Origin of the sequence: Arenimonas metalli CF5-1, assembly GCF_000747155.1 — a bacterium.
Classification (GTDB): Bacteria; Pseudomonadota; Gammaproteobacteria; order Xanthomonadales; family Xanthomonadaceae; genus Arenimonas; species Arenimonas metalli.
The window spans coordinates 18,744-45,453 of sequence record NZ_AVCK01000004.1 but is presented as its reverse complement, the minus strand read 5'-3'; the positions used below and the strand labels follow the sequence as shown (position 1 = coordinate 45,453).

The 26,710-nt window shown below is 71.0% G+C and carries 20 protein-coding genes; 10 read left to right on the top strand and 10 right to left on the bottom strand.

The features are described from left to right. Positions 1-334 precede the first annotated feature (334 nt). From N787_RS01575 to N787_RS01550, 6 genes are all read left to right on the top strand, one after another. Complete coding sequence (locus tag N787_RS01575; protein WP_034210282.1) at positions 335-2,614, top strand: nitric-oxide reductase large subunit; 2,280 nt, start codon at positions 335-337, stop codon at positions 2,612-2,614. A gap of 1,020 nt (positions 2,615-3,634) precedes the next feature. Further along, the gene (locus N787_RS01570) at positions 3,635-4,846 is read left to right on the top strand and encodes an NnrS family protein (protein ID WP_034210281.1); all 1,212 of its coding nucleotides are present in this window, start codon (positions 3,635-3,637) and stop codon (positions 4,844-4,846) included. Between the two features lie 10 nt (positions 4,847-4,856). Continuing rightward, positions 4,857-5,258 carry a SirB2 family protein gene (locus tag N787_RS01565; RefSeq protein WP_034210280.1) on the top strand — a complete coding sequence of 134 codons (402 nt, stop codon included), beginning with the start codon at positions 4,857-4,859 and terminating at the stop codon, positions 5,256-5,258. Next, the gene (locus N787_RS01560; RefSeq protein WP_034210279.1) at positions 5,255-7,177 is read left to right on the top strand and encodes a pyridoxal phosphate-dependent decarboxylase family protein; all 1,923 of its coding nucleotides are present in this window, start codon (positions 5,255-5,257) and stop codon (positions 7,175-7,177) included. Before N787_RS01565 ends, N787_RS01560 begins: the two co-directional genes overlap by 4 nt. After that, a complete protein-coding gene (locus N787_RS01555; RefSeq protein ID WP_034210278.1) occupies positions 7,174-8,235 on the top strand; it encodes a PLP-dependent cysteine synthase family protein in 1,062 nt (353 codons plus the stop codon). Before N787_RS01560 ends, N787_RS01555 begins: the two co-directional genes overlap by 4 nt. Beyond that, on the top strand, positions 8,232-9,719 hold the full coding sequence (locus N787_RS01550) for a UbiD family decarboxylase (RefSeq protein ID WP_034210277.1): 1,488 nt from the start codon (positions 8,232-8,234) through the stop codon (positions 9,717-9,719). Before N787_RS01555 ends, N787_RS01550 begins: the two co-directional genes overlap by 4 nt. On the opposite strand, the gene N787_RS14165 is transcribed toward N787_RS01550, so the two are convergent. After that, positions 9,662-10,213, bottom strand: coding sequence for a DnrO protein (locus N787_RS14165; RefSeq protein ID WP_156968864.1), 552 nt, complete (start codon positions 10,211-10,213; stop codon positions 9,662-9,664). The two genes, N787_RS01550 and N787_RS14165, sit on opposite strands and share 58 nt — an antisense overlap. A gap of 143 nt (positions 10,214-10,356) precedes the next feature. Between N787_RS14165 and ubiU the strand changes: the two genes are divergently transcribed. Further along, the gene (gene ubiU, locus N787_RS01540; protein WP_034210276.1) at positions 10,357-11,355 is read left to right on the top strand and encodes a ubiquinone anaerobic biosynthesis protein UbiU; all 999 of its coding nucleotides are present in this window, start codon (positions 10,357-10,359) and stop codon (positions 11,353-11,355) included. 4 nt (positions 11,356-11,359) lie between these two features. Beyond that, on the top strand, positions 11,360-12,238 hold the full coding sequence (locus tag N787_RS01535) for a U32 family peptidase (protein ID WP_034210275.1): 879 nt from the start codon (positions 11,360-11,362) through the stop codon (positions 12,236-12,238). A 4-nt stretch (positions 12,239-12,242) separates the two neighbouring features. Here the strand turns inward: N787_RS01535 and fabB are convergent, their stop codons facing one another. The 8 genes from fabB to N787_RS01495 form a co-directional block, all read right to left on the bottom strand. Next, the gene (fabB, locus tag N787_RS01530; RefSeq protein WP_034210273.1) at positions 12,243-13,457 is read right to left on the bottom strand and encodes a beta-ketoacyl-ACP synthase I; all 1,215 of its coding nucleotides are present in this window, start codon (positions 13,455-13,457) and stop codon (positions 12,243-12,245) included. A 2-nt stretch (positions 13,458-13,459) separates the two neighbouring features. After that, positions 13,460-13,987 carry a 3-hydroxyacyl-[acyl-carrier-protein] dehydratase FabA gene (fabA, locus tag N787_RS01525; protein WP_156968863.1) on the bottom strand — a complete coding sequence of 176 codons (528 nt, stop codon included), beginning with the start codon at positions 13,985-13,987 and terminating at the stop codon, positions 13,460-13,462. A gap of 140 nt (positions 13,988-14,127) precedes the next feature. Then, positions 14,128-15,567 (bottom strand): L-aspartate oxidase, encoded by a 1,440-nt coding sequence (locus tag N787_RS01520; protein WP_034210271.1) that lies wholly within the window; start codon positions 15,565-15,567, stop codon positions 14,128-14,130. Next, complete coding sequence (nadA, locus tag N787_RS01515; RefSeq protein WP_034210269.1) at positions 15,564-16,598, bottom strand: quinolinate synthase NadA; 1,035 nt, start codon at positions 16,596-16,598, stop codon at positions 15,564-15,566. Before nadA ends, N787_RS01520 begins: the two co-directional genes overlap by 4 nt. Beyond that, positions 16,595-17,440: a ubiquinone anaerobic biosynthesis accessory factor UbiT gene (gene ubiT / locus N787_RS14160; RefSeq protein ID WP_245593935.1), complete on the bottom strand. Its 846-nt coding sequence runs from the start codon at positions 17,438-17,440 to the stop codon at positions 16,595-16,597. The genes nadA and ubiT overlap by 4 nt, the downstream gene beginning before the upstream one ends. A 21-nt stretch (positions 17,441-17,461) precedes the next feature. Continuing rightward, a complete protein-coding gene (locus N787_RS01505; protein WP_052575023.1) occupies positions 17,462-18,715 on the bottom strand; it encodes a hypothetical protein in 1,254 nt (417 codons plus the stop codon). Then, on the bottom strand, positions 18,696-18,941 hold the full coding sequence (locus tag N787_RS01500; protein WP_034210268.1) for a DUF2249 domain-containing protein: 246 nt from the start codon (positions 18,939-18,941) through the stop codon (positions 18,696-18,698). The genes N787_RS01505 and N787_RS01500 overlap by 20 nt, the downstream gene beginning before the upstream one ends. An 81-nt stretch (positions 18,942-19,022) precedes the next feature. Further along, positions 19,023-21,224: a TonB-dependent receptor domain-containing protein gene (locus N787_RS01495; protein ID WP_034210266.1), complete on the bottom strand. Its 2,202-nt coding sequence runs from the start codon at positions 21,222-21,224 to the stop codon at positions 19,023-19,025. A 230-nt stretch (positions 21,225-21,454) separates the two neighbouring features. On the opposite strand from N787_RS01495, the gene N787_RS01490 reads away from it, so the two are divergent. After that, positions 21,455-23,542, top strand: a complete 2,088-nt coding sequence (locus tag N787_RS01490; protein ID WP_084590564.1) for a cytochrome D1 domain-containing protein — start codon at positions 21,455-21,457, stop codon at positions 23,540-23,542. Between the two features lie 202 nt (positions 23,543-23,744). On the opposite strand, the gene N787_RS01485 is transcribed toward N787_RS01490, so the two are convergent. Next, entirely contained in the window at positions 23,745-24,944 is a 1,200-nt protein-coding gene (locus N787_RS01485; RefSeq protein WP_034210263.1) for an alginate export family protein, read from the bottom strand. Positions 24,945-25,186: 242 nt separating this feature from the next. Here N787_RS01485 and nirK point away from each other — a divergent pair, with 242 nt between their 5' ends. After that, entirely contained in the window at positions 25,187-26,710 is a 1,524-nt protein-coding gene (gene nirK, locus N787_RS01480) for a copper-containing nitrite reductase (protein WP_034210261.1), read from the top strand.

Genomic DNA, 26,710 nt, shown 5'->3' with positions numbered 1-26,710 from the left:
GCCGGAACCAAAGCACCCACCGCCCCGCGCGCAAGTCCCGGGCAAGAGCCGTTGATCTGGCTTGTGACCTCCCCTCGGTGTGCGACTGGCTCCCGGGGCGACGTCGCACACAGCACTAGTACTTCTGAAGTGGAGGGCAGGAAGCCCGTAACGGCCGACGTTTGCTGCCAAGGATGGCGCTAGCAAGACGTCGGGCAGAAGTACTAGTGCTGTGGGCGGCGGCGCTGCCGCGAAGCCCCATGTCGTGCGCATGGCGCACGCCGACTTGACTTGGGTCAGGGACGGGGTGGGCGGGTGGGACGACCATGGCGGGGACTTGAACCGGAGAGCCGTCATGAGCAGTACCTGCAAGCTATGGATCGCACTCGCGACCCTGCTCGCCGTCTCGTTTGCCGTCCTGCTATGGGTCGGCGGCGAGATCCATCGCGAGATGCCCCCGATCCCCGAACAGGTGGTCACGGAAAGTGGGCAGGTCGTCTTCACCCGCGCCGACATCGAGACCGGCCGCCAGGTCTGGCAGACCACCGGCGGCCAGCAGCTTGGTTCCGTGTGGGGCCACGGCAGCTACGTCGCCCCCGACTGGACGGCCGACTGGCTGCACCGCGAGGCGGTCGACATCCTCGACCAGTGGGCCCGCCGGGATTATTCCGTCGCGGGCTTCGACGCGCTCGGCAAGGGCGAACAGGCGGCCCTGACCGCCCGCCTGACCGAAATGATGCGCGCCAACACCTACGACGCGGGCGCGAAGTCGGTGGTGATCAGCGATGATCGCGCCCTCGCCATCAGCAATGTCTCAGCGCACTACCAGAGCCTGTTCGGGAACGACCCGGCCACGGCGGTGCTGCGCGAGAACTACGCGATGAAGAACAACACCGTCGCCGACGCCGAACACCGGCGCGCGATGACGGCGTTCTACTGGTGGACGGCCTGGTCGGCGGTCACCCAGCGTCCGGGCAAGGAAATCACCTACACCAACAACTGGCCGCACGAGCCGCTGGTGGGCAATGTGCCGCCCTCGAACCTGTTCATGTGGACGGTGTTCAGCGTGCTGTTCCTGATCGCGGGCATCGCCCTGCTGGGCTGGCACTACGCCGTGAACCACAGCAAGGAAGAGGCGCCGCTGCAGCTGCCGGCCACCGACCCGCTGGCCAAGGTGGTGGTGACGCCGTCGATGAAGGCCACGGCCAAGTACTTCTGGGTCGTGATCGCGCTGTTCCTGGTGCAGATCCTGCTGGGCGCCATCACCGCGCACTACCAGGTGGAAGGCCAGGAGGCCTACGGCTTCGCGCTGGCCGAATACCTGCCCTACTCGCTCACCCGCACCTGGCACACGCAGCTGGCCGTATTGTGGATCGCGACCGCGTGGCTCGGCATGGGCCTCTACATCGGGCCGGCGATCTCCGGGCATGAACCGAAGTTCCAGGCGCTTGGCGTCCACGTCCTGTGGGTCTGCCTGATCATCATCGTGGTCGGTTCGTTCGCGGGCCAGTGGTTCGCGGTGATGCAGAAGCTGGGCCTGGCCAACAACTTCTGGTTCGGCCACCAGGGCTGGGAATACGTGGACCTCGGCCGCTTCTGGCAGTGGTTCCTGTTCATCGGCCTGGGCCTGTGGCTGACGCTGGTGGGCCGTTGCCTGGTGCCGGCCATCCGCGCCGGCGGCGAGTCGAAGTCCATCACCACCCTGCTCTTCCTCTCCACCGTCGCGATCGGCCTGTTCTACGGCGCCGGCCTGATGTGGGGCGAGCACACGCACCTGTCGATGGTCGAGTACTGGCGCTGGTGGGTGGTGCACCTGTGGGTCGAGGGCTTCTTCGAAGTGTTCGCCACCGCGGTCATCGCCTTCCTGTTCACCAAGCTGGGCCTGATCAAGACCAGCACCGGCACCCTGGCGACGCTGTTCGCGACCATCGTGTTCATGGCCGGCGGCGTGCTGGGCACCCTGCACCACCTGTACTTCACCGGCACGCCGGTGGCGGTGATCGCGCTGGGCGCCTCGTTCTCTGCGCTGGAAGTGGTGCCGCTGGCCTACGTCGGCTTCGAGGCCTACCACACCTTCAAGCTCGGCCACGCCACGCCCTGGATGCAGCGCTACAAGTGGCCGATCCTGTTCTTCGTGGCGGTCGCGTTCTGGAACCTGGTGGGCGCCGGCCTGTTCGGCTTCCTTATCAACCCGCCGCTGCCGCTGTACTACATGCAGGGCCTGAACCTGACCCCGCTGCATGGCCACACGGCGCTGTTCGGTGTGTACGGCATGCTCGGCATCGGCCTGATGCTGTTCTGCCTGCGCGGCATGAAGCCGGAGGCGATCTGGCCGGAGGCCCCGCTGCGCACCTGCTTCTGGGCGCTCAACATCGGCCTGGTCGGCATGGCGCTGTTCACCCTGCTCCCGATCGGCGTGCTGCAGCTCATCGCCGCCATCGACCACGGCTACTGGTTCGCGCGTTCGGCGGACTTCATGCAGCAGCCCATCATCGAGATGCTGGTGTGGATGCGCGTGCCGGGCGACACGATCTTCAGCGTCGGTGCGTTCGCGCTGGCCTGGTTCGTGCTGCGGCTCTGGATTGCCCCGCGCAAGTCGGTGGTGGCTGAAGTGGCTGCCGACAGCGCTCGCTGAGCCCTGCCGTTACTTCGAGAGGGCCGCCTTGGCGGCCCTCTCTTTTTTCTGCTGTGGCCTATGGCGCCGTCGTCACCGGGAAGACGAGGGTCGCTTTCTCCTCCGTGAAGCCTTTATGTCGGAGAAAGCGACCCTCGCCTTCCCGGCGCCGCCGGTGCGTATCGGTTTGGGCGCCCAACGGAAGGCCCGCGGCCGTGCGCTCCGATGCTTGCGCGTGTGCGATCAGGACCAAGGCGCACCATTTTTCTCGCTGGGCTGGCTTGGCTAACCCGGTCGAGGCAAATAGCTACTGACGGCCCATCGCGCGCGTCCCTTCGGACGCGAGGTGAGACTGCTTGGCCAGCGTGGAAGACGGCCAGATTGCGAGACCTATCCGCCCGGCGGCGGGTGGAGGTGCAAGGCGTGGAGCCTGGGTCCGTTCTTTTCCGTTGGGCGACCCGCACGTTCCGGTGCACGCGGGTTGCCCCGGGGAACGCGGTTGATCTCGAGAACCATCAAGTGCCCCTGCCATCGCAACGGAGCGGTCAGAAAAGCAGGTGACGCCCACCACCGCCTAGACCCCACACCCGCCGCCGGGCGGATAGGTCTCGCAATCTGGCCACCTTCCACGCTGGCCTCGAAACCTGACTCCGCGTCCGAAGGGACGCGCGCGGGAGGCGTGCAGGAGCACCTCGCCATGGCCGGTTTAGCCAAGCAAGGACAGCGAGAAAGATGGTGCGCCTTGGTCCTGATCGCACACGCGCAAGCATCGGAGCGCACGGCCACGGGCCTTCCATTGGGAACCCATACCGACTCCACCGGGGACGCCGCGGAAGCGAAGGTCGCTTTCTCCGACATAAAGGCTTCACGGAGGAGAAAGCGACCTTCGCTTCCGCGGTGGCCCCGGCGCCGGATCTACCAGTCGATCCCGCGGTGACCCCGGCGCCATACGCAGCGCCATACGCTGCGCCATCCGGGCAGTTGGGCGAAGGGATGATTTGGGTCAAGGCGCCGCCGGGGGCTGCTTGGCAGCATGGCGGCATGGATACGAAACGCGTTGGTTCCCTTGATCTTTCCGCGCTGGCGGCGGCGCCGCACCGGCTGTTGTTCTTCATCGGGGCCGCCAACGTGCTGGCCGCGATGGCGTGGTGGACGGGATGGCTGGGCGGGTGGCTGCCGACGCCGAGCGTGCCGGCCGGATGGATGCATGCCTTCGTGATGCAGTACCAGGTGCTGCCGACCTTCATCTTCGGCTTCCTGCTCACCGTGTTCCCGCGCTGGATGGCGCAGACCGAGGCCAGCAAATGGCATTACCTGCCGGTCGGCCTCGGGCTGGTCGCCGGCCAGGCGCTGGTGCTGGCGGGGCTGGGCACGGGCTCGGCGATGCTGGTGCACCTGGGCGTGATCAACACCCTCGCGGGCTGGCTCACGGCGATGGTGGTGCTGGCCGGCTGGCTGGCGCGCGACCGCAGCGGCAACTGGCACGCGATCTCCTGCTTCGGTGGCCTGCTGATGGGCCTGGCCGGGCTGCTGGCCTTCGCCGCCTACCTGCACGTGCCGGGCGAGCCGCGGCTGGCGTTCGCGATGCTCAAGATCGGCACCTTCGGACTGCTGGTGCCGGTGTACGCCACGGTGGCGCACCGCATGTTCCCCTTCTTCGCCGGCAACGTCGTCGCCGGCTACCGTCCGTGGCGGCCGATGTGGCTGCTGGCGGTGAGCTGGCCGCTGTGGCTGGGCCACCTCGCACTGGAGCTCGCGCACCTCTACCCGTGGCTGTGGCTGGTCGACCTGCCGCTGCTGGCGCTCGCCGCGCTGACGCTGTGGAAGTGGTGGCCGCGCGGCAAGGCGCCGGCGCTGCTGCGCGTTCTTTTCATCGGCTATGCCTGGCTGCCGGTCGGGCTGGCGCTGTACCTGGCGCAAAGCCTCTGGTTCCTCGGCACGGGCGAATTCACGCTCGGCCGGGCGCCGGTGCATGCGATCTCGGTGGGCTTCTTCGGCAGCCTGCTGGTGGCGATGGTGACGCGCGTGACGCAGGGCCACTCCGGGCGGCCGCTGGTGCTGGGCCGCATCCCCGCCGTGGCCTTCGCCGGCATGCAGGTCGTTTCCCTGCTGCGGGTCGGCGCCGAGCTGGCGGCGAACCCGGCGCCGTGGTTCTTCGCGGCCAGCGTCGGCTGGCTCGTCGCTTTCCTGCCCTGGGTGCTGCGCTCGCTGTGGATCTACGCCACGCCGCGCATCGACGGGCGGCCGGGCTGAGGATCGGACCGTGATTGCCTTCTACCTGCAGATCAAACTCGTGCACATCGCCGCAGTGCTCGCCAGCGGCGGCCTGTTCGCCCTGCGCGGGGCACTCGTGCTGGCCGGCGTGCGCTGGGCGATGGCGGCGCCGCTGCGCTACCTGAGCTACACCATCGACACCGTGCTGCTGACCGCGGCGCTGATGCTGCTCACGTCGCTGAAGCTCAATCCCTTCGTCATCCCCTGGCTGTCGGTGAAGCTGGCGCTGCTTGTGCTTTACGTGGTGCTGGGCAGCCTGGCGCTGAAGCGCGCCCGCACCCGGAAGGCACGCGCGCTGTACTACGCGGCGGCGCTGGCGACCTTCGGCTTCATGTACTTCGTGGCGCGGGCGCATCATCCGCTCGGCATCCTGCAGGGGCTCGCGGCGTGACCTCGCCGGCGATCCATCCCTGCTTCCTCGGGCCCTACGGCGAAAACGACGCGCTGCTGGAAAAACTCGTGGTCGAGTTCCTGCGCGACCACGTCTACTGGCGCCGCAACTTCCATCCCGAGGATCCGCCGGCCATCCCCACCGGCGCCGCCGGCGAGCCGGCCTTCCGCGAGTTCGAGGCGCGCATGCGCCGCGAGCTGCACGCGCTGTCGGCCTCGCTCAAGAAGTCGGTGCCCTTCCACAGCCCGCGCTACATCGGCCACATGGTCTCGGACCTGCTGCTGCCGGGCCTGCTGGCGCAGTTCCTCACCCTGCCCTACAACCCCAACAACGTCAGCCTCGACGCCGCGCCGGTCACCATCGACCTCGAGCTCAAGGCCGGCCTGCAGCTGGCGCGCATGCTCGGCTACGTCGACGACCCGGCGCGGCCGGACTGCGCCTTCGGCCACCTGACTTCGGGCGGCACGCTGGCGAACTTCCAGTCGCTGCGGCTGGCGCTGGCGCTCAAGGCCTTCCCTGTGGCGCTGCGGGCGGTGTCGCCGCCGGGCCTGGACGTGCCGGAGGACGACTGGGCGGCCTTCAACCTCGCGCCTGCCGCCGGCATCGACCTGCTCGAGCGCTGGACCGCGTGGCTGGCGCATTGCCCCACGCCGCAAAGGCGCCAGTGGCGGCAGCGGCTGGCGGCCGAACGGCTGGAGTCCCTCGGGCTCGCCGACTTCCTGGCCAGGCACCCGACGCTCTCGACGCCGCGCGTGCTGGCGCCGGTGACGGCGCACTATTCCTGGTCCAAGGGCATGAAGCTGATGGGCCTGGGCCGCGCGCAGCTCGAGCTGGTCCCGGAGCGCGGCATGCGCACCGACATCGACGCGCTGGAAACGATGCTGGCGCGCTACGAGCACGACCGCCAGCCGGTGCTGATGGTGGTGGGCGTGCTGGGCAGCACCGAGTTCGGCACCATCGACCCGATCCACGAACTGGTGGCCGCGCGCGAACGCTGGGCGATGCGCGGGCTCGGCTTCGGCGTGCACGTGGACGCGGCCTGGGGCGGCTACCTCGCCACGCTGTTCCGCGAGGCCGACGGCCGCCTGCGGGCGCTGGCCGACATGCGCGAGGAATACCGCGACTTCCCGGCGCCCGAGGTGCACGCCGCGGTGGGCGCGCTCGGCCAGGCCGACTCGATCACGGTGGACCCGCACAAGCTCGGCTACATCCCCTACGGCGCCGGCGCCTTCCTGTGCCGCGACCAGCGGGCGATGGCGCTGCTGGCGGAAGACGCCGACTACGTGTTCACGCCCGGCGAGGACGGCGACTACTTCCAGCGCTTCCGCCAGCTCGGCCGCTACATCCCCGAAGGTTCGAAGCCCGGCGCCGCCGCGGCGGCGGTGTACGTCACCCACCGCGTGCTGCCGCTGGACCACGAGCACTTCGGCCAGCTGCCGCGCGAATCCATCCTCGCCACCGAAGCCTTCCGCACCGCTGCGACCCGCTTCTCGGCCCGCCTGCGCGATCGCGTGACCTGCCGGATCCCGTTCGAGCCCGACAGCAACCTCATCTGCCTGGCCCTGAACCCCGCGGGCAACCGCGACGTGGCGACCATGAACCGCTTCGTCCGCGCGCTGCACCGCGACCTCTGCTACGACCCGCGCCAGCCGCTGCAGTCGCGCGAGTTCTTCGGCTCGATGACCACGCTGCGGCCCGAAGTGCTGGGCGCCGGGGAAACCGCGGACATCCTCGCCTCGCTGGGCCTGGACCCGGCGACGCTCGACGCCGGCGGCGACGATGACGACCGCCTGGTCATCCTGCGCCACACGCTGATGAACCCCTTCCTGCTCGACACCGGCAACGGCATCAGCTACCTCGAGATGTACTTCGAACACCTCGAGCGCCGCGCCACCGCGCTGCTGGCGGCGGCCGCGTGACGCCCGCCGCCGACCGCCGCTGGGTGCACGCCGCGCTGGCCGAACTGGCGCGCGAGGCCGCCCGCTCCGCCGACACCCACCTGCTGCGGGTCGACCTGCCGGGCTTCCCCGGCATCCGTTTCTATTTCAAGGACGAAGCCGCGCATCCCACCGGCAGCCTCAAGCACCGGCTGGCGCGCTCGCTGTTCCTGTACGCACTCTGCAACGGCCGGCTGGGCGAGGGCCAGGGCGCGATCGATGCGTCGTCGGGCAGTACCGCGATTTCCGAGGCCTGGTTCGCGCGGCTGCTGGGCCTGCGCTTCGTGGCCGTGATGCCGGACTGCACCGCGCCGGGCAAGGTGCGCCTGATCCGCGCGCTCGGCGCCGACTGCGTGCTGGTGCCCCGTGGCACCGACGCCAGCGCAGTGGCGCGCGAGCGGGCGCGGCGCGAGGGGCTGTGCTTCCTCGACCAGTTCGGGCTCGCCGAGCGCGCCACCGACTGGCGCGGCAACAACAACATCGCCGAATCCATCCTCGCGCAAATGGCCGCCGAGACGGATCCCGTGCCCGCCTGGATCGTCTGCGGCGCCGGCACCGGCGGCACCTCGGCCACGGTCGGCCGCTACCTGCGCTATCGCCGGCTCGACACCCGGGTCTGCGTCGCCGAACCCACCGGCGGCGCCTTCGCCACCGGCTGGCGCAGCCGCGATCCGCAGGGCCTCGCCAGCCAGCCCACGCTCATCGAAGGCATCGGCCGGCCGCGGGTCGAGCCGGGCTTCCTGTTCGACGTGGTCGACCGCGTGGAGGAAGTGGACGATGCCGATTCGATCGCCGCGGCCTGGCGGCTCGAGTCCCTGATCGGGCGCCGTTACGGCGGCAGCTCCGGCACCAACTTCGTCGCCTGCCTGCGGTTGGCGCGCGCACTGCGCGACGAAGGCCGCCGCGGCAGCATCGTCAGCCTGCTCTGCGACCGCGGCGACCGCTATGAGGAAACCCTGTTCGATCCCGCGTGGCTTTCCGACCAAGGCATCGAACTGGCCGCGGGCCGCGCGACCGTGGCCGCGCTGGAGTCGGCGTGAGCCACCACGACCTGCGCGGCTTCCTCGCGGAACTCGCGCGCAAGGACCAGCTGCTGCGGGTGGACGCCCCGGTGGATCCCGACCTCGAAAGCACCGCACTGAGCCGCCTGGCCCTGCGCCGCGGCGGACCGGCGCTGCTGATGACGCAGGCAGTCGGATCGCGCCACGCCCTGCTGGGCAACCTGTTCGGCCACCGCCGCCGCATCGAGCTGGCGCTCGGCGGCCGGCCGCTGGCCTCGCTGCGCGAGCTGGGCGAACTGCTCGCCTCGGTGAAGGAACCGCGCTGGCCGTCGAACCTGCGCCAGGCGCTCTCGAGCTGGCCGGAACTCGCGCAGCTCGCCCACGTGGCGCCGAAGACCGTGCGCGACGCGGCCTTCGACGAGGTGGTGCTGGAAGGCGACGACATCGACCTCGGCGCGCTGCCGATCCAGCGCTGCTGGCCCGGCGACGCCGGCCGCCTGCTCACCTTCGGCCTGGTGGTGACGCGCGGCACGCGCCAGCCGCGCCAGAACGTGGCGATCTATCGCCAGCAGCTGATCGGCCGGAACCGGCTGATCATGCGCTGGCTGCCGCACCGCGGCGGCGCGCTGGACTTCGCCGACTTCCGCGCCGCGCACCCGGACCGGCCGTTCCCGCTGCTGGTGTCGATCGGCGCCGATCCGGCGACCCTGCTGGCCGCGGTCGCGCCGGTGCCGGACACGCTGTCGGAGTATGAGTTCGCCGGCCTGCTGCGGGGCGCGCGCACGCGCATCTGGCACAGCGCGCTGACCGGGCTCGACGCGCCGGCCGGCAGCGAGATCCTGCTCGAAGGCTTCATCGAACCGGGCGATACCGCGCTCGAAGGTCCGTTCGGCGACCACACCGGCTACTACAACGCCCAGGGCCTGTTCCCGGTGTTCACGGTCAAGCGCCTGCGCATGCGCCGCGACGCCATCTACCACGGCAGCTACATGGGCCGGGCGCCGGAGGACGAACCCTCGGTGCTGTCGTCGGCGCTGAACGAAGTGTTCGTGCCGATCCTGCGCAAGGTCTTCCCCGAGGTGGTGGACTTCTACCTGCCGCCGGAAGCCTGCTCGTACCGGATCGCGGTGGTCAGCATCCGCAAGCAGTACCCCGGCCACGCGCGCCGGATGATGATGGGCGTGTGGTCCTACCTGCGGCAGTTCACCTACACCAAGTTCGTGATCGTCACCGACGACGACATCGACGTGCGCGACTGGTCGCAGGTGCTGTGGGCGATGTCGACGCGGGTGGACCCGGCGCGCGACACCATGATGGTGCGCGACACGCCGATCGACTACCTCGACTTCTCCAGCCCGGTGCCCAACCTGGGCTCCAAGCTCGGCATCGACGCCACCCGCAAGTGGCCGGGCGAAACCGCGCGCGCCTGGAGCGAGCCGATCGTGCCGGACCCCGCGGCCGAGCGTCAGGCGGAAGCGTTGTGGTCCTCACTCCAGTCCGCGTCCTCGAACAGCTGCGGGTAGCGGGCCAGCACCGCCTCGAGGTCGGCCAGCACCGACGGATCAAAGCCCTCGGCCGCGAGCGCCGCGCTGGCGCGCAGCACGCTCGCCAGCAGCGGGTGCAGCGCCGCATCGGGTTCGGGGTCGAGCCGGCAGCGGGCGATCATGTCCTGCACGGCGGCTTCGAGCTCCGCCGCCACGGCCTTGACCTGGGCCTCGTCGAGGTGGCCATGCGCGCCGTGCGACAGCGCTTCGGTGGCGGCACGGACGCGGCGCATGCCTTCGCGCAAGGGCGCATCCGAGGCCCAGCGGGTTGCGGGAAGGCCGGCGTCGGCGTCCGCATCGTGGCCGTGGTTGCCGTGGCCATCCTGCGCGTCCTCGGCGGCGTGCGCGCCGTCGTGCTCGGTCGCCTGCGTGGACTGCGCGTCCACCGGCGGCTCGCCGCCGGCCGATGAGGCGACCAGGGCCGGCAGCGCCAGCACGAGGGCGACAAGCGCATGGGGAAGAGTGGGATGCATGGCGTTCTCCATTCGTGGCGTCCGCGCCGTGCGCGGCCTGCCGACATCCTCGCGCGAACGCGTTGGCGGGTAACTGACGCAGGTCAATGACCCGGCGGGGCCCGCCGGGGGAGCATGCCCCGTCCCCGACCGCGGAGCCCCCGATGCAACTGGTCTGTCCCGCCGGCAACCTGCCGGCCCTGCGCGCGGCCGTCGATGCCGGCGCCAACGCCGTTTACGCCGGTTTCCGCGACCAGACCAATGCCCGCGCCTTCCCTGGCCTGAACTTCGACGAAGCCGAGCTGCGCGCCGGCATCGCCTATGCCCACGCCCGCGGCTGCCAGGTCTACCTCGCGCTGAACACCTATCCGGAGACGGCCCGCCTGCCGGTCTGGCGCGCCGCGGTGGACCACGCCGCGGAACTGGGCTGCGACGCGATCATCGCCGCCGAAATGGCGGTGCTTGAACATGCGATGCGCGAACACCCGACGCTGGCCAGGCACCTCTCGGTGCAAGGCTCGGCCACCACCGCGCCGGCGCTGCGCTACATGCACGAACGCTTCGGCATCAGCCGCGCCGTGCTGCCGCGGGTGCTGTCGCTGCAGCAGGTCGAGCGCCTGTGCGCCTCGTCTCCGGTGCCGCTCGAGGTCTTCGCCTTCGGCAGCCTGTGCATCATGGTCGAGGGCCGCTGCCAGCTGTCGAGCTACGTCACCGGCGCCTCGCCCAACCGCCACGGGGTCTGTTCGCCCGCGCGCTTCGTGCGCTGGGAGGAGCACGCCGACGGCCAGCGCGGGGTGCGCCTCAACGGCCTGCTGATGGACCGCTACCAGCCGGGCGAGCCCGCGGCCTATCCCACCGTGTGCAAGGGCCGCTTCGACGTCGGCGGCGAAGTCTTCCACGCGCTGGAGGAACCCACCAGCCTCAACACCCTGGCCCTGCTGCCGCAGCTGGCCCGCGCCGGCGTCGCGGCGCTGAAGATCGAGGGCCGCCAGCGCGGCGTCGCCTACGTCACCGCGGTCACCCGCACCTGGCGCGAGGCGATCGACCGCCATCGCGCCGACCCGGCGGCCTGGTCGCCGCGCGACGACTGGCAGCAGGCGCTCGCGGCCCACGCCGAAGGCCACCAGACCACCCTCGGCCCCTACCACCGCGCCTGGCACTGAACGCATGAAACTCAGCCTCGGACCCCTGCAGTACTTCTGGCCGCGCGAACGCACGCTGGCCTTCTACCGCGAGGCGGCGACCTGGCCGCTCGACGTGATCTACCTCGGTGAAACCGTCTGCAGCAAGCGCCGCGAACTCGGCACGCGAGACTGGATCGCCCTGGCCGAAGAGCTGGCCGGTGAAGGCCGCGAGGTGGTGCTCTCGAGCCTGGCGCTGGTCGAGGCCGAATCCGAACTCAACGCCGTGCTGCGCATGCTCGACCACGGCGGCTTCCTCATCGAAGCCAACGACCTGACCACCGTGCAGCTGTGCCGCGAGCGCGGCCTGCCCTTCGTCGCCGGGCCAACGCTCAATGTCTACAACCACCGCGCGCTGGCGATGCTCGCCGAGGACGGCCTGCGCCGCTGGGTGCCCGGCGTCGAGCAGGGCGAACAGCTGCTGGCCGACCTGCTGGCGGCCTGCCGGGCCGAGGGCGCCACCCCGCCCGAACTGGAGGTGATCGCCTGGGGCCGGCTGCCGCTGTCCTACTCGGCGCGCTGCTTCACCGCGCGTGCGCTGGACGTGGCCAAGGACGCCTGCGGCTTCCGCTGCATCGAGCATCCCGACGGGCTGCCGCTGGCCACCCGCGAGGGCGAGCCCTTCCTGCGCATCAACGGCATCCAGGTGCAGGGCGAGGAGACGACCGACCTCGGGCCGGAACTTCTGGCGCTGCGCGCGCTGGGCGTGGACATCCTGCGCCTGTACCCGCAGGCGGAGGGCATGCGCGACGTCGTGGCGCACTTCGACCTCGCGCGGCGCTCGCCGCAGCCGCCGCCGCGGCGGGGCGCGGTGAACGGCTACTGGCGCGGGCAGCCCGGAAAACCGGGCCTGCCGGCGGGCTAACGCTTCATCCGCGCAGGCGCTGGAACACCAGCGAGGCATTGGTGCCGCCGAAGCCGAAGCTGTTGGACATCACCGTGTCCAGCGCCGCCTCGCGGCTTTCGCGCACGATCGGGAAGCCCTCGGCCTGCGGATCGAGCGTGCCGAGGTTGGCGGAGCCGGCGATGAAACCGTCGCGCATCATCAGCAGGCAGTAGATCGCCTCGTGCACGCTGGCGGCGCCCAGCGAATGGCCGGACAGCGCCTTGGTGGAGGAGATCGGCGGCATCGCCTCGCCGAAGGCCTCGCGCACCGCGCGCAGCTCGACCAGGTCGCCCAGCGGCGTCGAGGTGCCGTGGGTGTTGAGGTAGTCGATGGGCTGGTCGATGCCGGCCATCGCCATCCGCATGCAGCGCACGGCACCCTCGCCCGAGGGCGCGACCATGTCGGCCCCGTCGGAACTGATGCCGTAGCCGATCAGCTCGGCGTGGATGCGCGCGCCGCGCGCGACGGCGTGCTCGTAGTCCTCGAGCACGAGCATGCCGCCACCGCCGGCGATGACGAAGCCGTCGCGCTCGGCGTCATACGGACGCGAGGCCGTGGCGGGGTTTTCGTTGTGCTTGGTGGACAGCGCGCCCATGGCGTCGAACTGCAGGCTCAGCGACCAGTGCAGCTCCTCGCCGCCGCCGGCGAACATGATGTCCTGGCGGCCGGCGCGGATCAGGTCCGCGGCGGCGCCGATGCAGTGCGCCGAGGTGGCGCAGGCCGCCGCGATCGAATAGCTGGCGCCGCGGATGCCGAAGGCCGTGGCCAGGTTGGCCGACACCGTCGAGCCCATCGTGCGCGGCACCATGTACGGCCCCACCTTGCGCACGCCGCGCTGGCGCAGCAGGTCGGCCGCTTCCACCTGCCACTCGGTCGACCCGCCGCCGGAGCCGGCGAACAGTCCGGTGCGCTCGGAGCGCACGCGGCCCTCGTCGAGGCCGGCGTCGGCGATGGCGTCCTGCATGGCCACGTGGGCGTAGGCCGCGCCGTCGCCCATGAAGCGCAGGGCCTTGCGGTCGATGCGTGCGGCCAGGTCGATCTCCGGCGCGCCGGACACCTGGCTGCGCAGGCCGGCTTCGGCGGCGGCGGCGTCGGCGCGGATGCCGCTGCGGCCCGCGCGAAGCGCGGCGGAGACGAGGTCGACGGAGTTACCCAGGCAGGAGACGATGCCCATGCCGGTGATGACGACTCGACGCATGCTCACATGCCCTCGGTCGAGGTGAACAGGCCGACGCGCAGTTCTTCGGCCGTGTAGATCTCGCGGCCATCGACGAGCGTGCGGCCGTCGGCGATCACCAGGCTCAGGCGACCGCGCACCACGCGGCGGATGTCGATCTCGTAACTGACGCGCTTCGCCGTCGGCAGCACCTGCCCCGTGAACTTCACCTTGCCGACGCCCAGCGCGCGGCCGCGGCCCGGTTCGCCCAGCCACGGCAGGTAGAAGCCCGCCAGCTGCCACATCGCATCCAGGCCAAGGCAGCCCGGCATCACCGGATCGTCGGTGAAGTGGCAGGCGAAGAACCAGAGGTCGGGGCGGATGTCGAGCTCGGCGCGGATGATGCCCTTGCCGTATTTCCCGCCGTCGCTGCTGATCTCGGTGATGCGGTCGAACATCAGCATCGGGTCGTTCGGGAGCCGCGCGCCGTCCGCGCCGAACATCGCGCCACTGGCGCAGTCGAGCAGCTGGCTTCGATCGAAGGAATGGACGTGGGACAGCGAGGCGTTCATGGCGATCTTCCGAAATGGAAAACGCGATTCTTTCATTACTTCGCGACACTGTCGCTGACTCGCATCAACCAATTCGCCGTACGCCGGCGTAGCGATCCGCCGTACGCATGCGTAGCGATTCGCCACCGAATGGAATCATTTCATGCGCTGTCGGCGCGGTGGTGGGCACCCAGGCTGGCGCGGCGAATGCGCGCCGCGTGCAGCAGCCGCGATGCCAGGCGGGCCTGCCACGTGCGCGCCAGCGAGGGATCCACGCGCAGCCGGCGCTCGGCTTCGGCCAGCGTCGCGTCGTCGCGCACCGGGCCCATGCTGCGCCACAACAAATCGCGCAGCGCGCGCAAGGCGGCGGCGTTCGTACCGGCGCCCGGATGCACCCAACGGCGCGGCGCGGCCTGGATGCGCGCGTCGCGAGGCAACGACAGCCGGGTGCCAAGCGCGCGGCCCGCCACCACGCACTCGAGCAGCGAGTTGCTCGCGAGCCGGTTGGCGCCGTGCACGCCGCTGCAGGCCACCTCGCCCACCGCGTGCAGTCCCGGCAGGCCACTGCGTCCGTCCGCGTCGACGGCGATGCCGCCCATGTGGAAATGCACCGCGGGCGTCACCGGGGCCGGATCCCTGCGCGGGTCGATGCCGTGTGCGCGGCACAGCGCCACCGCGGTCGGGAACGCCGCCAGGCCCTGCTCGCCCAGCGACCGCATGTCCAGGAAAACGTCGTTCCCGGCCTGCCGCCTTCGCCAGACTTCGCGCGCCACCACGTCACGCGGCGCGAGGTCCGCTAGCGGATGAAGCCCATCCATCACGGCCTCGCCGCGCGCGTCGCGCAGCACCGCGCCGGCGCCGCGCAGCGCCTCGGTCAGCAGCGGCAGCGGACCCTCGCCCGGGACCGCGAGCGCGGTGGGATGGAACTGCACGAACTCGAGGTCGCGGCCCGGTGCGCCGGCCTCGAGCGCCAGCGCGAGGCCGTTGCCATCGGCCGACAGGGGGTTGGTGGTGGCCGCGAACAGCGTGCCGATGCCGCCGGTGGCGAGCACGAGGTCCGGCGTCGCGATATCGCGGGTCGCGCCGTCGGCGCCCACCAGCCGGACTGCGGCGATCGCGCCGCCCTCCGACAGCGCCAGGGCCAACAAGCCGTCCGACGCGAGGCGGGTGACGTGCGCGGCACCCGCCACCGCGCGCTCCATCGCGTCGACGATCGCCTGCCCGCTGGCATCCCCGCCCGCGTGCACGATGCGGGCGCGACCATGCCCACCCTCGCGGCCCAGTGCCCAGTCCGCGCCCTCGCGGTCGAAGGCGACGCCCTGCGCCGCCAGCCAGGCCACCGCGTCGGGCGCGGCGTCCACCAGCCTTGAAACCATGGCGACATCGTTGTGGCCGGCGCCTGCGGCGCAGGTATCTTCCGCGTGCAGCGCCGGCCGGTCACCGCGGCCCAGCGCGGCGGCGATACCGCCCTGCGCCAGCGCGCTGGCGCTGCCGGCGCTGCCGCCGACCAGCAACACCGGCCGCGGCGCGGCGGCCAGGGCCACGCAAAGCCCGGCCAGGCCGGCGCCGGCCACCACCAGCGGCGACGCGCCCGCGCTCAAACGCGCTCGCCGCGCCCGACCGCCAGCATCCGTTCCAGCGCCCGTCGTGCGCGCGCGGCGATCCCGGCCGGCACCATGACTTCGCCGGAGAGGTCGCGCAGGCAGGCGTGGATGTTCGGCAGGGTGATGCGCTTCATGTGCGGGCAGAGGTTGCAGGGTTGGATGAACTCCGTGTCCGGGAACCGCAGCCGCAGGTTGTCCGCCATCGAGCACTCGGTGATCAGCGCCACGCGTTCGGGCTTCTCGCGTGCGAGCCAGGCGCCCATCGCGCTGGTGGAGCCCACGAAGTCGGCTTCCGCCAGCACCTCGGGCGGGCACTCGGGATGCGCCACCAGGCGCACGTCGAAGCGCTCGCGCGCGTGCCGCGCCTGGGCGGCGGTGAAGGTTTCATGCACCTCGCAGCAGCCATCCCACAGCATCAGCTCGACCGCGGTCTGGCTGGCCACGTAGGCGCCGAGGTAGCGGTCGGGCAGGAAGATCACCCGGTCGCTGCCCATCGCCTCCACCACCTGCACCGCGTTCGCGGAGGTGCAGCAGGCATCGGATTCGGCCTTCACTTCCGCCGTCGTGTTGACGTAGCTCACCACGGGCACGCCCGGGTGGCGCGCACGCAGGGCGCGCACGTCGGCGGCCGCGATCGAGTCGGCCAGCGAGCAGCCCGCGCGCAGGTCGGGGATCAGCACGCGGGTGTCGGGCGAGATGATCTTCGCGGTCTCGGCCATGAAGTGCACGCCGCACAGCACGATCAGGTCCGCGCCGCAGTCCTTCGCCGCCTGCGCCAGCGCCAGCGAGTCGCCGGTGACGTCGGCGACGCCGTGGAAGATCTCGGGCGACTGGTAGCTGTGCGCCATGATCACCGCGCCGCGCTCGCGCTTGAGCTGCAGGATGGCGTCGATCCACGGCAGGTGCATCGGCACTTCGACGCAGGGCAGCAGCCGCTCCAGCGTCGTCGAGAGTTCCGCATAGTCCCGCTCCAGCGCCGGATGCCAGCGCGGCCGCAGCAGGTGTTCGGGCAGGTCGGCGGCGCTCATGCCTCACCCCGGCGGGCGTCGCGCGCCTCGCGCGCCAGCCGGGCGCCGCGGTGCAGCAGGATGCGCACGCCCAGCGGCACCGACTCCCACGGCAGGCGGTCGAGCAGGTTGCGCGCGGTCAGGCCCAGCTCGGTGTCGCCGGTCAGTTCGAGCCGACGCTGGAAGAACAGCGTGTCGGCGTCCTCGAGCCGGCTCGCAAGCAGCATCAGGTCGGTGGCGGTGCCGCGCACCGTGGCTTCGGCCGGTTCGGGGGTGGCGTGCAGTCGTCCGCCACGCAGCGCGAACACCCAGCCGATGCCGAGGTCGGAGACCGCGATGCCCAGGCGGCGCCCGACCAGGAAGTCGAGCTGGCCATCGCGCAGCGGCGCGGCCAGCAGCTGCTGCACGGCCGGCTCGAGCGCGCGGCCGGGCCACGACGACGGGAGCCGCCGCAGCAACGGGGCCCAGCGGGCCGGGGGCGGGATGGCGCGCAGCAAGGCGCGCGGGAGCGAGGGGTCGTTGGCAAGTGTCATGGCGGGCGCAAGCTTGGCGTCGTCGGGGGGCGCCGCGCCTTGACCCGGGTCAGGTGAAAGCCCCTGCAGGCAACGTCCGTCGGCGACCGCAAGCGCCAGCTGCGCCCGCGCCAGCGAGGGCGGCAGGCCCAGGCGACGCGCCAGCGACTGGCCGCGCTCGTCGATCCGACGCTCGCGGGCCGCATCGCGCACGGGCAGGCCCTCCCGTTGCTTCACCCGCGCCACGGCGGCGACCAGCCGCCGGCGCGCCGCGAGGCAGACCAGCAGCGCGTCGTCGAGCGCATCAATGCCCAGGCGCAGCCGCGCCAATCCGATCGAACGTCCTGCCACCGTCATCTCCCGATCGCCGCCTCAGCGCGGCGGATGCGCCATTGCGAAACCCCGTACCGCGCGGGACAGGCCGGCCTGGGTCCAGCCCAGCGCCAGGTAGGCCGACAGCAGCAAGGCACCGGCCACGCGGGCCGGCAGGTCCCGCCCGTCGAACGCGGCGAGCGCCAGCGCAAGGCCCGCCAGCGCGAACAGCCGCAGCACCGCGCGCCGTCGCACGACCGGCAACAAGGACTGCACGCCGGGCAGCTGCAGCCCCCGGCCGCATCGGCGATGCAGCGTGATCCAGCCGAGGAAGGCATCGATCTCGAGCAGCATCGCGATCACGATCTGTGGAAAAGCCACCGCGATCACCAGCACGCCGGCCAGCGTGGCCTTGCCCCCCGGCCAGGCCACCGCCACTGCGCCCAGCCCGAGCGCGACGAAGCCCAGCCGCCAGGCCGCGAACAGCGGGCCCGGTGCCTGCTTGCGTGTGCGCGCCTGCAGCCAGAGTCCTGCCGAGGCCGCCGACACCAGGGCCGTCGCCACCACGACGCGCAGCGGCAAGCCCTGGCCCGCCATGATCAGCGCGGTGCCCGCGAGCGGCAGGCCCGCCGCCACGCCCAGCAGCCAGGCGACCTGCGCCCGCGCCGGCGCCTCGGGCGCGCCCTGGAACATGGGCATCACCACGCGCGCCACCGTCACGAGCAGCGCGAGCATCCAGCCGATCACGCCGCTGGCCGCATGCAGGTCGGTCCAGCGTGGCAGCGACAAGGCGATCCCGCCGCCCATTCCGGCCACCAGCAGCACGCCCAGGGCCGCGGTGGCGAGGCCCGCGGCGACGGCGAGCGACAGGCCCGCCTGCAGCAACCCCCGGCGGCAACGGGCGAGCAGTCCGGGCAGCGTCGCCAGGCCCAGCCCGGCGAATGCCAGGCCCAAGGCCGTCGCCCCCGCCGCGCGAAGCCCGGTGGACGGCCAACAAAGGCCCGCCACCAGCGCCGCGGTGCCGACATTCAATGCGGCGTGCAGCGCCACGGCCGCACGCGTCCCGCCGCGCACGGGCACGTCGGCCGCCGCCGGCAGGAACTGCAGCAGGCTGCCGAACAGGGCGTTGCCCAACACGCCGAGCGTGAACACATGCACCAGCGCCACCGTCGCCGGCGACCAGCGCGAGGCCAGCAGCGCCGCGCCCTCCACGCAAAGCATCCAGCCGGCGAGCGCGCCCCAGGCCGGGACGCTGCGGAGGAATCGACCGGGGTCGGCGGTGTCCGGGGCGCGCTCAAGCGCCAGACGGGCCATCTTCGATCCATACCGTGACGGCGCAGCCCCCGCCCTCGTGGTCGGAGACCGAATAGCCGAGCCTGCGCTCCTTCAGCGCTTGCAACAGGGGCAGCGGCCGCATCGGCGTGAGCAGGCGCAGCACGGCGCCTGCCGCCAGCGCCTCGATCGCGGCCAGGCTTTGCGTCAGGGGTTCCGGCGCCGGCAGCTGGCGCAGGTCAAGGGTGTTATCGGTGAGCTCGTCCATGCCGGCATTGCAGCGCCGCGGCGGCGGTTCGTCCCTGATCCCGGTCAACCCGGACCGGGATTGATCGTGCGTCCGCCGGCTTCAGAACTCCCAGCGCAGCCCCAGGCTCGCGCCGCGGCCGGGGCGGCTGTAGAAGTCGATGTCGTCGGCGGTCGCGGTGAGCCCGCGCAGCGTGGACCAGTCCCAGTAGCGGCGGTCGGCGAGGTTGTGCAGCGTCAGGTTCAGGCGCACCTGGTCGCCGATCGCCCACCACGCGTTCGCGTCCCAGGTGGAATAGCCCGGCGGCAGGTACAGCGCCGCGGCGGTCTGGTCGGCGCGGGTGACGCGGCGCACGCCGGTGACGCGCAGCTCCCCGCCCCAGCCGCCGTCGGGCGCCCCGTAGCCGGCGGCCAGGCTGGCCCGGCCCGGGGGCACCGAGTTCAGCGGCTGGTCGCGCGCGGTGTCGTCGCCGCGCGCCCAGGCCGCGGTCAGGTCCACGTACCAGCCCGGCGCCGAGGGCAGCCACGCATCGAGGTACCAGCGCGCCTCGAGCTCGGCGCCGCGGATGCGGGCGCGGTCGCGGTTCACCGACTGGAACACCAGTTGGCCCGCGTCGTTGCGGCCGAGGTTGGCGCGCGATTCGATCAGGTCCTCGAACCGGTTCTCGTACACCGCCACGCTGGCCTGCAGCACGTCGCCGGCCCAGCGCGCGCCCAGCTCGTAGCCGTCGCTGGTTTCCGGGCGCAGGCCGGGGTTGGGCAGCGCCACGTAGTTGAAGGCCGGCAGGTTCAGGCCGATGTTGACGTCGGCGAAGGGCGGCGCGCGGAAGCCGCGCGCGTACTGCGCGTAAACGCCCAGCCGCGCGCCGTTCCAGCGCAGGCCCAGCTTGGGCGTGAACGCATCGGAATCGAGCGAGGCCGGCGCGACCGCCGGGTTGTCCTCGCGCCAGATCGCATCCGGGCGCGCGTCGAGTGAATAGCGCTCCCAGCGCAGGCCGGGCACCAGCGCCCAGCCGTCGCCGAAGCGGATCTCGTCCTGCCAGAACAGGCCCAGCTCGTTCGCGCGCGAATTCGGGAAGTCGCGCAGCGGGAACACTTCACCCAGGATCACCGGCGTGCCGGCGCCGGTCGCGAGGTTGGTCTCGAACCCCTCGCGCAGGCCTTCGAAATCGTGGCGCGCCAGGTCGATGCCGAACACCTGCCAGTGCGCGAACCCGCCCGTTTCGCCGCGCCATTGCCCGGTCAGCTCCAGCCCCGTGCTCACCTGTTCGAAGAGGAAGCCGCGCTCGCGCCGCGACGCGAACGGCGTCGCGCGGTCAGGCAGGCGGAACTGGTCGCTCCACTGCTCGCTGCGGCTGGACTGGCGATACGCCAGCGCGCGCACCGGTCCGACCGGCCCCAGCGAATCCCACTCGGTGGCCAGGCTGATGCGGTCGCGGCGGAACCGGTCGTCCGCGAGCAGCGCATAGGTCGTCGCGAATCGCCCGGGACCAAACAGCTGCGACTGCACGTCGGTTTGCCGTTCGCCCCGGCCCTGCTCCAGCGTGGCCGTCCAGCGCCCGGCCGTCCCGGCGTCGAAGCCGAACTTCGCCAGCGCGCTGTCGCTCCGGAAATCGGCGGGGTTGGCGGCATCGTCCGCGTCGCGCGCGCTGTTCTCCGTCTCGTGGCCCTCGCGTCGACCCAGCGCGACCAGCGCAGTCAAGCGCGCGTCCTCGCTGCGCGCCGCCATCCTTGCCGAGAACCAGTGCGAGTCGTCGCGGCTGGCGGCGCCGGCACGCAGCGCCCACGCGGTGCGGCGCTCGTCCCCGGACCACGAAGCCCCTGCCGCCTCGGGCGTCCAGAACGCCACCACGCCGGCCAGCGCCTTGCTGCCGTAAAGCGTGGAGGCGGGGCCGCGCAGCACTTCGATGCGGTCGACGATGCCCAGCTCCACCAGGTCGCGCCCGGCCAGCGCGAACTGGCCGACGCCGAAGCCGTCGGCCAGCGGGATGCCGTCCACTTCGACGCTGACCCGGTTGCCGTCGAGCCCGCGCAGGTTGAAGCCCAGCGCCCCGAAGCGGTTCGGGTCCGAGGCGACCTCCATGCCCGGCACCAGCCGCGCGAGGTCGTCGAGCGTCTGCACGCCGCGCTGCTCCATCACCTCGCGGTCGACCCGGCTGATCGTGCCCACCACCTGGCGCACCGGCTCGGCGCTGCGGCTGCCGACCACCACCACGGCATCGAGCACCTTCAGCGGCTCGGGGGACGGCTCCGGGCCGGGCGACAGGGCCGCGGCGAGGGCCAGGCAAAGCGGGGAAAGCGTCATGGGGATCTCCGTAAGCGTCGCCGCCACGGTAAGCCACGGACACCCGGAACCGGATTGACCCCGGTCAAAGCGCGGGGGTCGGCGGGGCGGGATGCTGCCTTCGCTTGATTCAGGTCAGGGGAACGGCGTGATCACAGGCACAAGCTGTCGCCGACCGTGGACCAGCCACGACTGACTAGCCAACCACTGTGGGGATTACCGTTATGAAGCGAACCCTGTTGAGTACATCCATGGCGATCGCACTGGCGCTGGGCGCCGGGGGCACCGCCTTCGCGGCCGACCCGGCCGGTGACCAGGTCAACGAGCGCCCGGTCAAATCCGAGGCCGAGGCCGGCGAAGCCGGCTACCTGGCCAACTGCGCCGCCTGCCACCAGGCCACCGGCACCGGCCTGGCCGGCGCCTTCCCGCCGCTGAAGGATTCCGACTGGATCGAGAAGGATCCGAACGCCGCGCTCAACGCGGTGCTGGCCGGCCTGAACGGCAAGATCACCGTCAACGGCCAGGAATACAACTCGGTGATGCCGGCGATGAGCCACCTCGGCGACGCCGACATCGCGGCCATCCTCAACCACGTGATGCACAAGCTCAACGACTCGGACGTGCGCTTCACGCCGGCCCAGGTCGCCACCGCGCGCAAGGGCATCGCCGGCGCCAGCGACCCGGCCCAGGGCCAGGCGCATCCGGGCACCAGCCAGGCCCAGGCCGCCTATGAAGGTGCGCCGACCACGATGGCCTCGGCCGACGTGAAGATGCATCGCAGCCCCGGCGCCCCGGACATGACCGAGGACGAGTTCGCCGCCGCCACCGACATCTTCTTCCAGCGCTGCGCCGGCTGCCACGGCGTGCTGCGCAAGGGCGCCACCGGCAAGCCGCTGACGCCGGACCTGACCCAAGCCCGCGGCACCGACTACCTCAAGGCGCTGATCAACTTCGGCTCGCCCGGCGGCATGCCCAACTTCGGCACCGGCGGCGAACTCTCGGCCGAGCAGGTCGACCTGATGGCGCGCTTCCTGCAGCACACCCCGCCCAGCCCGCCGGAATGGGGCATGGCCGAGATGCGCGACAGCTGGAAGGTGCTCGTGCCGGTCGACCAGCGACCGACGAAGCAGATGAACGACTACGACATCGGCAACGTCTTCTCGGTCACGCTGCGTGACTCGGGCGAGATCGCGCTGATCGACGGCTCGTCGAAGAAGATCATCAACATCATCAAGACCGGCTACGCGGTGCACATCTCGCGCGTCTCGCACTCGGGCCGCTACATCTACACCATCGGCCGCGACGGCAAGATCGACCTGATCGACCTGTGGATGGAGAAGCCGGACCGCGTCGCCGAGATCAAGATCGGCCTCGAGGCGCGCTCGGTCGAGACCTCCAAGTACAAGGGCTTCGAGGACAAGCTGGCGATCGCCGGCGCCTACTGGCCGCCGCAGTTCGTGATCATGGACGGCCCGACCCTGGAGCCGATGAAGATCGTCTCGACCCGCGGCATGACCGTGGACACGCAGGAATACCATCCGGAGCCGCGCGTGGCCGCCATCGTCGGCAGCCACCAGCACCCCGAGTTCATCGTCAACGTCAAGGAAACCGGCCGCATCCTGCTGGTGGACTACAGCGACATCGACAACCTCAAGATCACCACGCTCGACGCGGCGCGCTTCCTGCACGACGGCGGCTGGGACGTGAGCAAGCGCTACTTCCTCACCGCGGCCAACCAGAGCGACAAGATCGCGGTGGTGGACTCGAAGGAACAGCGCATGGTCGGGCTGATCGACGTCGACAAGATCCCGCACCCGGGCCGCGGCGCGAACTTCATCCATCCCGAGTACGGTCCGGTCTGGGGCACCTCGGCGCTGGGCAACGACAAGATCACGCTGATCGGCACCGACCCGGAGAAGCATCCGGACCAGGCCTGGAAGGTGGTCGAGGTGCTCAACGGCCAGGGCGGCGGCTCGCTCTTCATCAAGACCCACCCGAAGTCGCGCAACCTGTGGGTGGACACGCCGCTCAACCCGGATGCGAAGGCCTCGCAGTCGATCGCGGTGTTCGACATCGACAACCTCGACGGCGGCTACGAGGTCCTGCCGATCGCCGAGTGGGCGAACCTGGGCGAAGGCCCGAAGCGCGTCGTGCAGCCCGAGTACAACGCGGCGGGCGACGAGGTCTGGTTCTCGGTCTGGAACGGCAAGGACCAGCGTTCCGCGATCGTGGTGGTGGACGACCGCACGCGCAAGCTCAAGGCGGTGCTGGACGATCCCCGCCTGATCACGCCGACCGGCAAGTTCAACGTCAACAACACGGTGAACGACGTCTACTGATCCGGCATGGGATCCGCTGACGCCGAAGGGCCCTGCACTGCGGGGCCCTTTTTATTTCAACGCGGATCAAAGCGGATGCGCGCGGACAAGAGCGGATGGAGCAAAGAATAGAGGTAAAGAAAACTTAGTAATTCTGTTTTCTTGATCCGCTTTTATCCGCGCGCATCCGCTTTGATCCGCGTTAATAACACTCGCTCCCGGTTCAGGGCCAGGTGCGTTCGACCTGGAGCCAGAGCTTGCGGGTGTCGCGGGCGTAGCCGTCGCTGCGGTAGTCGGCGAGTTTCACCAGGCCGCTGAAGCCGGCGGGCAGCGGGAAGGCCAGCGAGGCGTTCCATTCGCGGCCGTAGTCGAAGCCGCCGCGGTCGGACTGGAAGTCATGCCACGCGACCGTCCAGGCCAGTTTGTCGTCCAGCCGCCCCGAGCCGAACTTGCCGGACACGCTGGCGTAGCGATCGTCGAGGCCGTTGGCCGGCGTCACCAGGAACTTGTCTGCCCAGCCGTTGAACGCATGCAGCGTGGCCAGCGGGGTCTGGAAGGCCGTGCGGCCATCGCCGCCCAGCTGTTCCCAGCCGAGTTTCCAGGTCAGCCCGCGCGCCGCGAGCGAGGGCTCGACCAGGAAGTAGTCGACGTTGGTGGCGTTCGGGTTGCCGGCATGGTCCCGTTGGTTGGCGGCCTCCAGCGTCCAGCCGAGGCCAGCCTTGCCGACCGCGCGCTGGCCGGTCCAGCGCAGGCCCAGCGTGCGGGTGGAGGCCGCGGCCACGTCCTGGTCCTCGTGCCAGTAGCCGTAGCCCACCACGCTGCCGTCCGCGCCCTGCCAGGCCAGGTTGAGCAGGTGGCTGTCGAGGTGGCGCTCGCGCGCGAGCGGGTCGCGCGCCTCGTCGCCGAAGACGCGGTGCACGCGGTCGAGCCAGGCGTAGCGCAGCACCAGGCCCTCGCGCAGCGTGGCGTCGGCGGACAGGCCGTCGAAGGTCTGCTCGTTCTGGCGCCAGCCGACGTTGCCGACGAAGCGATGGTTGTCGAAGGCGAGGCGCTGCCGGCCCAGCGTGCCGCCGGCGCGCTCGCCGCGCCAGCGCAGCCAGGCCTGGTTGATCTCCAGCGCGCGGGCATCGGGCACCGCGGGATACGCGGTCTCGCCGTTGGCGCCGGAGTTGAAGCGGTCGCCCAGCGCCGCGACGCCCTCGCCCTCGAAGCCGGCGCTGAAGCCGCTCGCCAGCGCACGGCTCCAGCCCAGGCGCAGGCGCAGCGTGTCCGCGGAGGCGTCGCGCGCGAACGCGTCGTCCTCGACGGCCTCGTGGCGGTAGCGAAGGTTCGCGGTCCAGCCGTCGGCCTCCGCGGCCGCGGGCGCGGCGGCCTGCAGTGCAAGCAGGCCGAGCGAGAGATGGATGCAATGTTTCAGGTTCATGGCACGGTCCGTGATTGGCCCGGGTCGGGTCGCCGCCATCGTGGCAAGGGCGCGACCGTGCGGCCCTGAGGCAGGTCAAGTGGCGTGTAGGCCGGTGACGAAAATTCGGGGTTCACATTCCCTTGACAGGGGTGCAGACTGTGCCGCATCCGCGCGGCTTGACTTGAATCAACGTGCGCGGGCCCAGGTTTGCCGACACTGCCTCCCAGTTGAATCACTCGACACTTGTCCGGAGACGCACGATGAAACGCCACCTGCTCGCCCTCTCGATCGCCGCACTGCTCGTGCTTCCGGGCTGCCGCGACAACCCCAACGCCGACCTCGATTCCCGCGGCAAGGCCACCGCCAGCGCCGATGCCGGCGACACCGGCGGCTCGCGCAAGGGCGATTTCGGCCCGCCGCAGGGCGAACCCATCGAAGCCGTGCTGACCAGCCCGCCGCTGGTGCCGCCGGCCACCGGCCGCGACTACCCGGCCAAGGTGGTGGTGAACCTGGAAGTGCGCGAAGTCGACATGGAGATCTCCGAAGGCGTCACCTACACCTTCTGGACCTTCGGCGGCACCGTGCCCGGCAGCTTCATCCGCGTGCGCCAGGGCGACACGGTGGAGTTCCACCTCAACAACCACCCCGATTCGAAGATGCCGCACAACATCGACCTGCACGGCGTGACCGGGCCGGGCGGCGGCGCCGCGTCCACGTTCACGGCACCGGGCCACAGCTCGCAGTTCACCTTCAAGGCGCTCAACGCCGGCCTCTACGTCTACCACTGCGCCACCGCGCCGGTGGGCATGCACGTGGCCAACGGCATGTACGGCCTGATCCTGGTCGAGCCGCCCGAAGGCCTGCCGCCGGTGGACAAGGAGTTCTACGTGATGCAGGGCGACTTCTACACCACCACCAAGTACCGCGAGAAGGGCTACGCGCCGTTCGACATGCAGAAGGCGATCGACGAGAACGCCACCTACGTGCTGTTCAACGGCGCCGAGAACGCGCTCACCGGCGACAACGCCCTCAAGGCCAACGTCGGCGAGAGCGTGCGCATGTACGTCGGCAACGGCGGCCCGAACCTCATCTCGAGCTTCCACGTGATCGGCGAGATCTTCGACAAGGTCTGGTTCGAGGGCGGCACGAAGTACCAGGAGAACGTCCAGACCACGCTGATCCCGGCCGGTGGCGCCGCGATCGCCGACTTCCACCTGGAAGTGCCGGGCAGCTACGTGCTGGTCGACCACTCGCTGTTCCGCGCCTTCAACAAGGGCGCGCTGGCGATCCTGAAGGTGGACGGCGCCGAGAACCCGGAGATCTACTCGGGCAAGGAAGTCGACGAGGTCTACCTCGGCGACAAGGCCGGCAGCATGGCGCCGGTGGCGGCCGCGGCGGCCGCCAACGCCGCCGGCACCCTCACGCTCGAGGACCAGGTCGCAGCGGGCCAGGCGCTGTTCGCCGGCACCTGCTCGACCTGCCACCAGCCGGACGGCAAGGGCCTGGCGGGCGTGTTCCCGCCGCTGGCCGGCTCCGACTGGATGACCCGCTCGCATGAAGAGCTGGCCGGCATCGTGCTCAACGGCCTGTCCGGCCCGATCAAGGTCAACGGCCAGGACTACAACTCGGTGATGCCGCCGATGAGCCAGCTGACCGACGACGAGGTCGCCAACATCCTCACCTACACGCTCAACAGCTGGGGCAACCCGGGTGGCCGCGTGAGCAAGGAGGACGTGGCCAAGGTGCGCGCCAGCACCGAACGCGGCGAAGGCGCGGCGCACTGA

Excerpts from the sequence above, each read along its gene's own strand:
- N787_RS01575 (WP_034210282.1), top strand. The coding sequence starts at position 335 with ATGAGCAGTACCTGCAAGCTATGGATCGCACTCGCGACCCTGCTCGCC.
- N787_RS01570 (WP_034210281.1), top strand. The coding sequence starts at position 3,635 with ATGGATACGAAACGCGTTGGTTCCCTTGATCTTTCCGCGCTGGCGGCG.
- N787_RS14165 (WP_156968864.1), bottom strand. The coding sequence starts at position 10,213 with ATGCATCCCACTCTTCCCCATGCGCTTGTCGCCCTCGTGCTGGCGCTG.
- ubiU (WP_034210276.1), top strand. The coding sequence starts at position 10,357 with ATGCAACTGGTCTGTCCCGCCGGCAACCTGCCGGCCCTGCGCGCGGCC.
- N787_RS01535 (WP_034210275.1), top strand. The coding sequence starts at position 11,360 with ATGAAACTCAGCCTCGGACCCCTGCAGTACTTCTGGCCGCGCGAACGC.
- fabB (WP_034210273.1), bottom strand. The coding sequence starts at position 13,457 with ATGCGTCGAGTCGTCATCACCGGCATGGGCATCGTCTCCTGCCTGGGT.
- fabA (WP_156968863.1), bottom strand. The coding sequence starts at position 13,987 with ATGAACGCCTCGCTGTCCCACGTCCATTCCTTCGATCGAAGCCAGCTG.
- nadA (WP_034210269.1), bottom strand. The coding sequence starts at position 16,598 with ATGAGCGCCGCCGACCTGCCCGAACACCTGCTGCGGCCGCGCTGGCAT.
- N787_RS01505 (WP_052575023.1), bottom strand. The coding sequence starts at position 18,715 with ATGGCCCGTCTGGCGCTTGAGCGCGCCCCGGACACCGCCGACCCCGGT.
- N787_RS01500 (WP_034210268.1), bottom strand. The coding sequence starts at position 18,941 with ATGGACGAGCTCACCGATAACACCCTTGACCTGCGCCAGCTGCCGGCG.
- N787_RS01495 (WP_034210266.1), bottom strand. The coding sequence starts at position 21,224 with ATGACGCTTTCCCCGCTTTGCCTGGCCCTCGCCGCGGCCCTGTCGCCC.
- N787_RS01490 (WP_084590564.1), top strand. The coding sequence starts at position 21,455 with ATGGCGATCGCACTGGCGCTGGGCGCCGGGGGCACCGCCTTCGCGGCC.
- N787_RS01485 (WP_034210263.1), bottom strand. The coding sequence starts at position 24,944 with ATGAACCTGAAACATTGCATCCATCTCTCGCTCGGCCTGCTTGCACTG.
- nirK (WP_034210261.1), top strand. The coding sequence starts at position 25,187 with ATGAAACGCCACCTGCTCGCCCTCTCGATCGCCGCACTGCTCGTGCTT.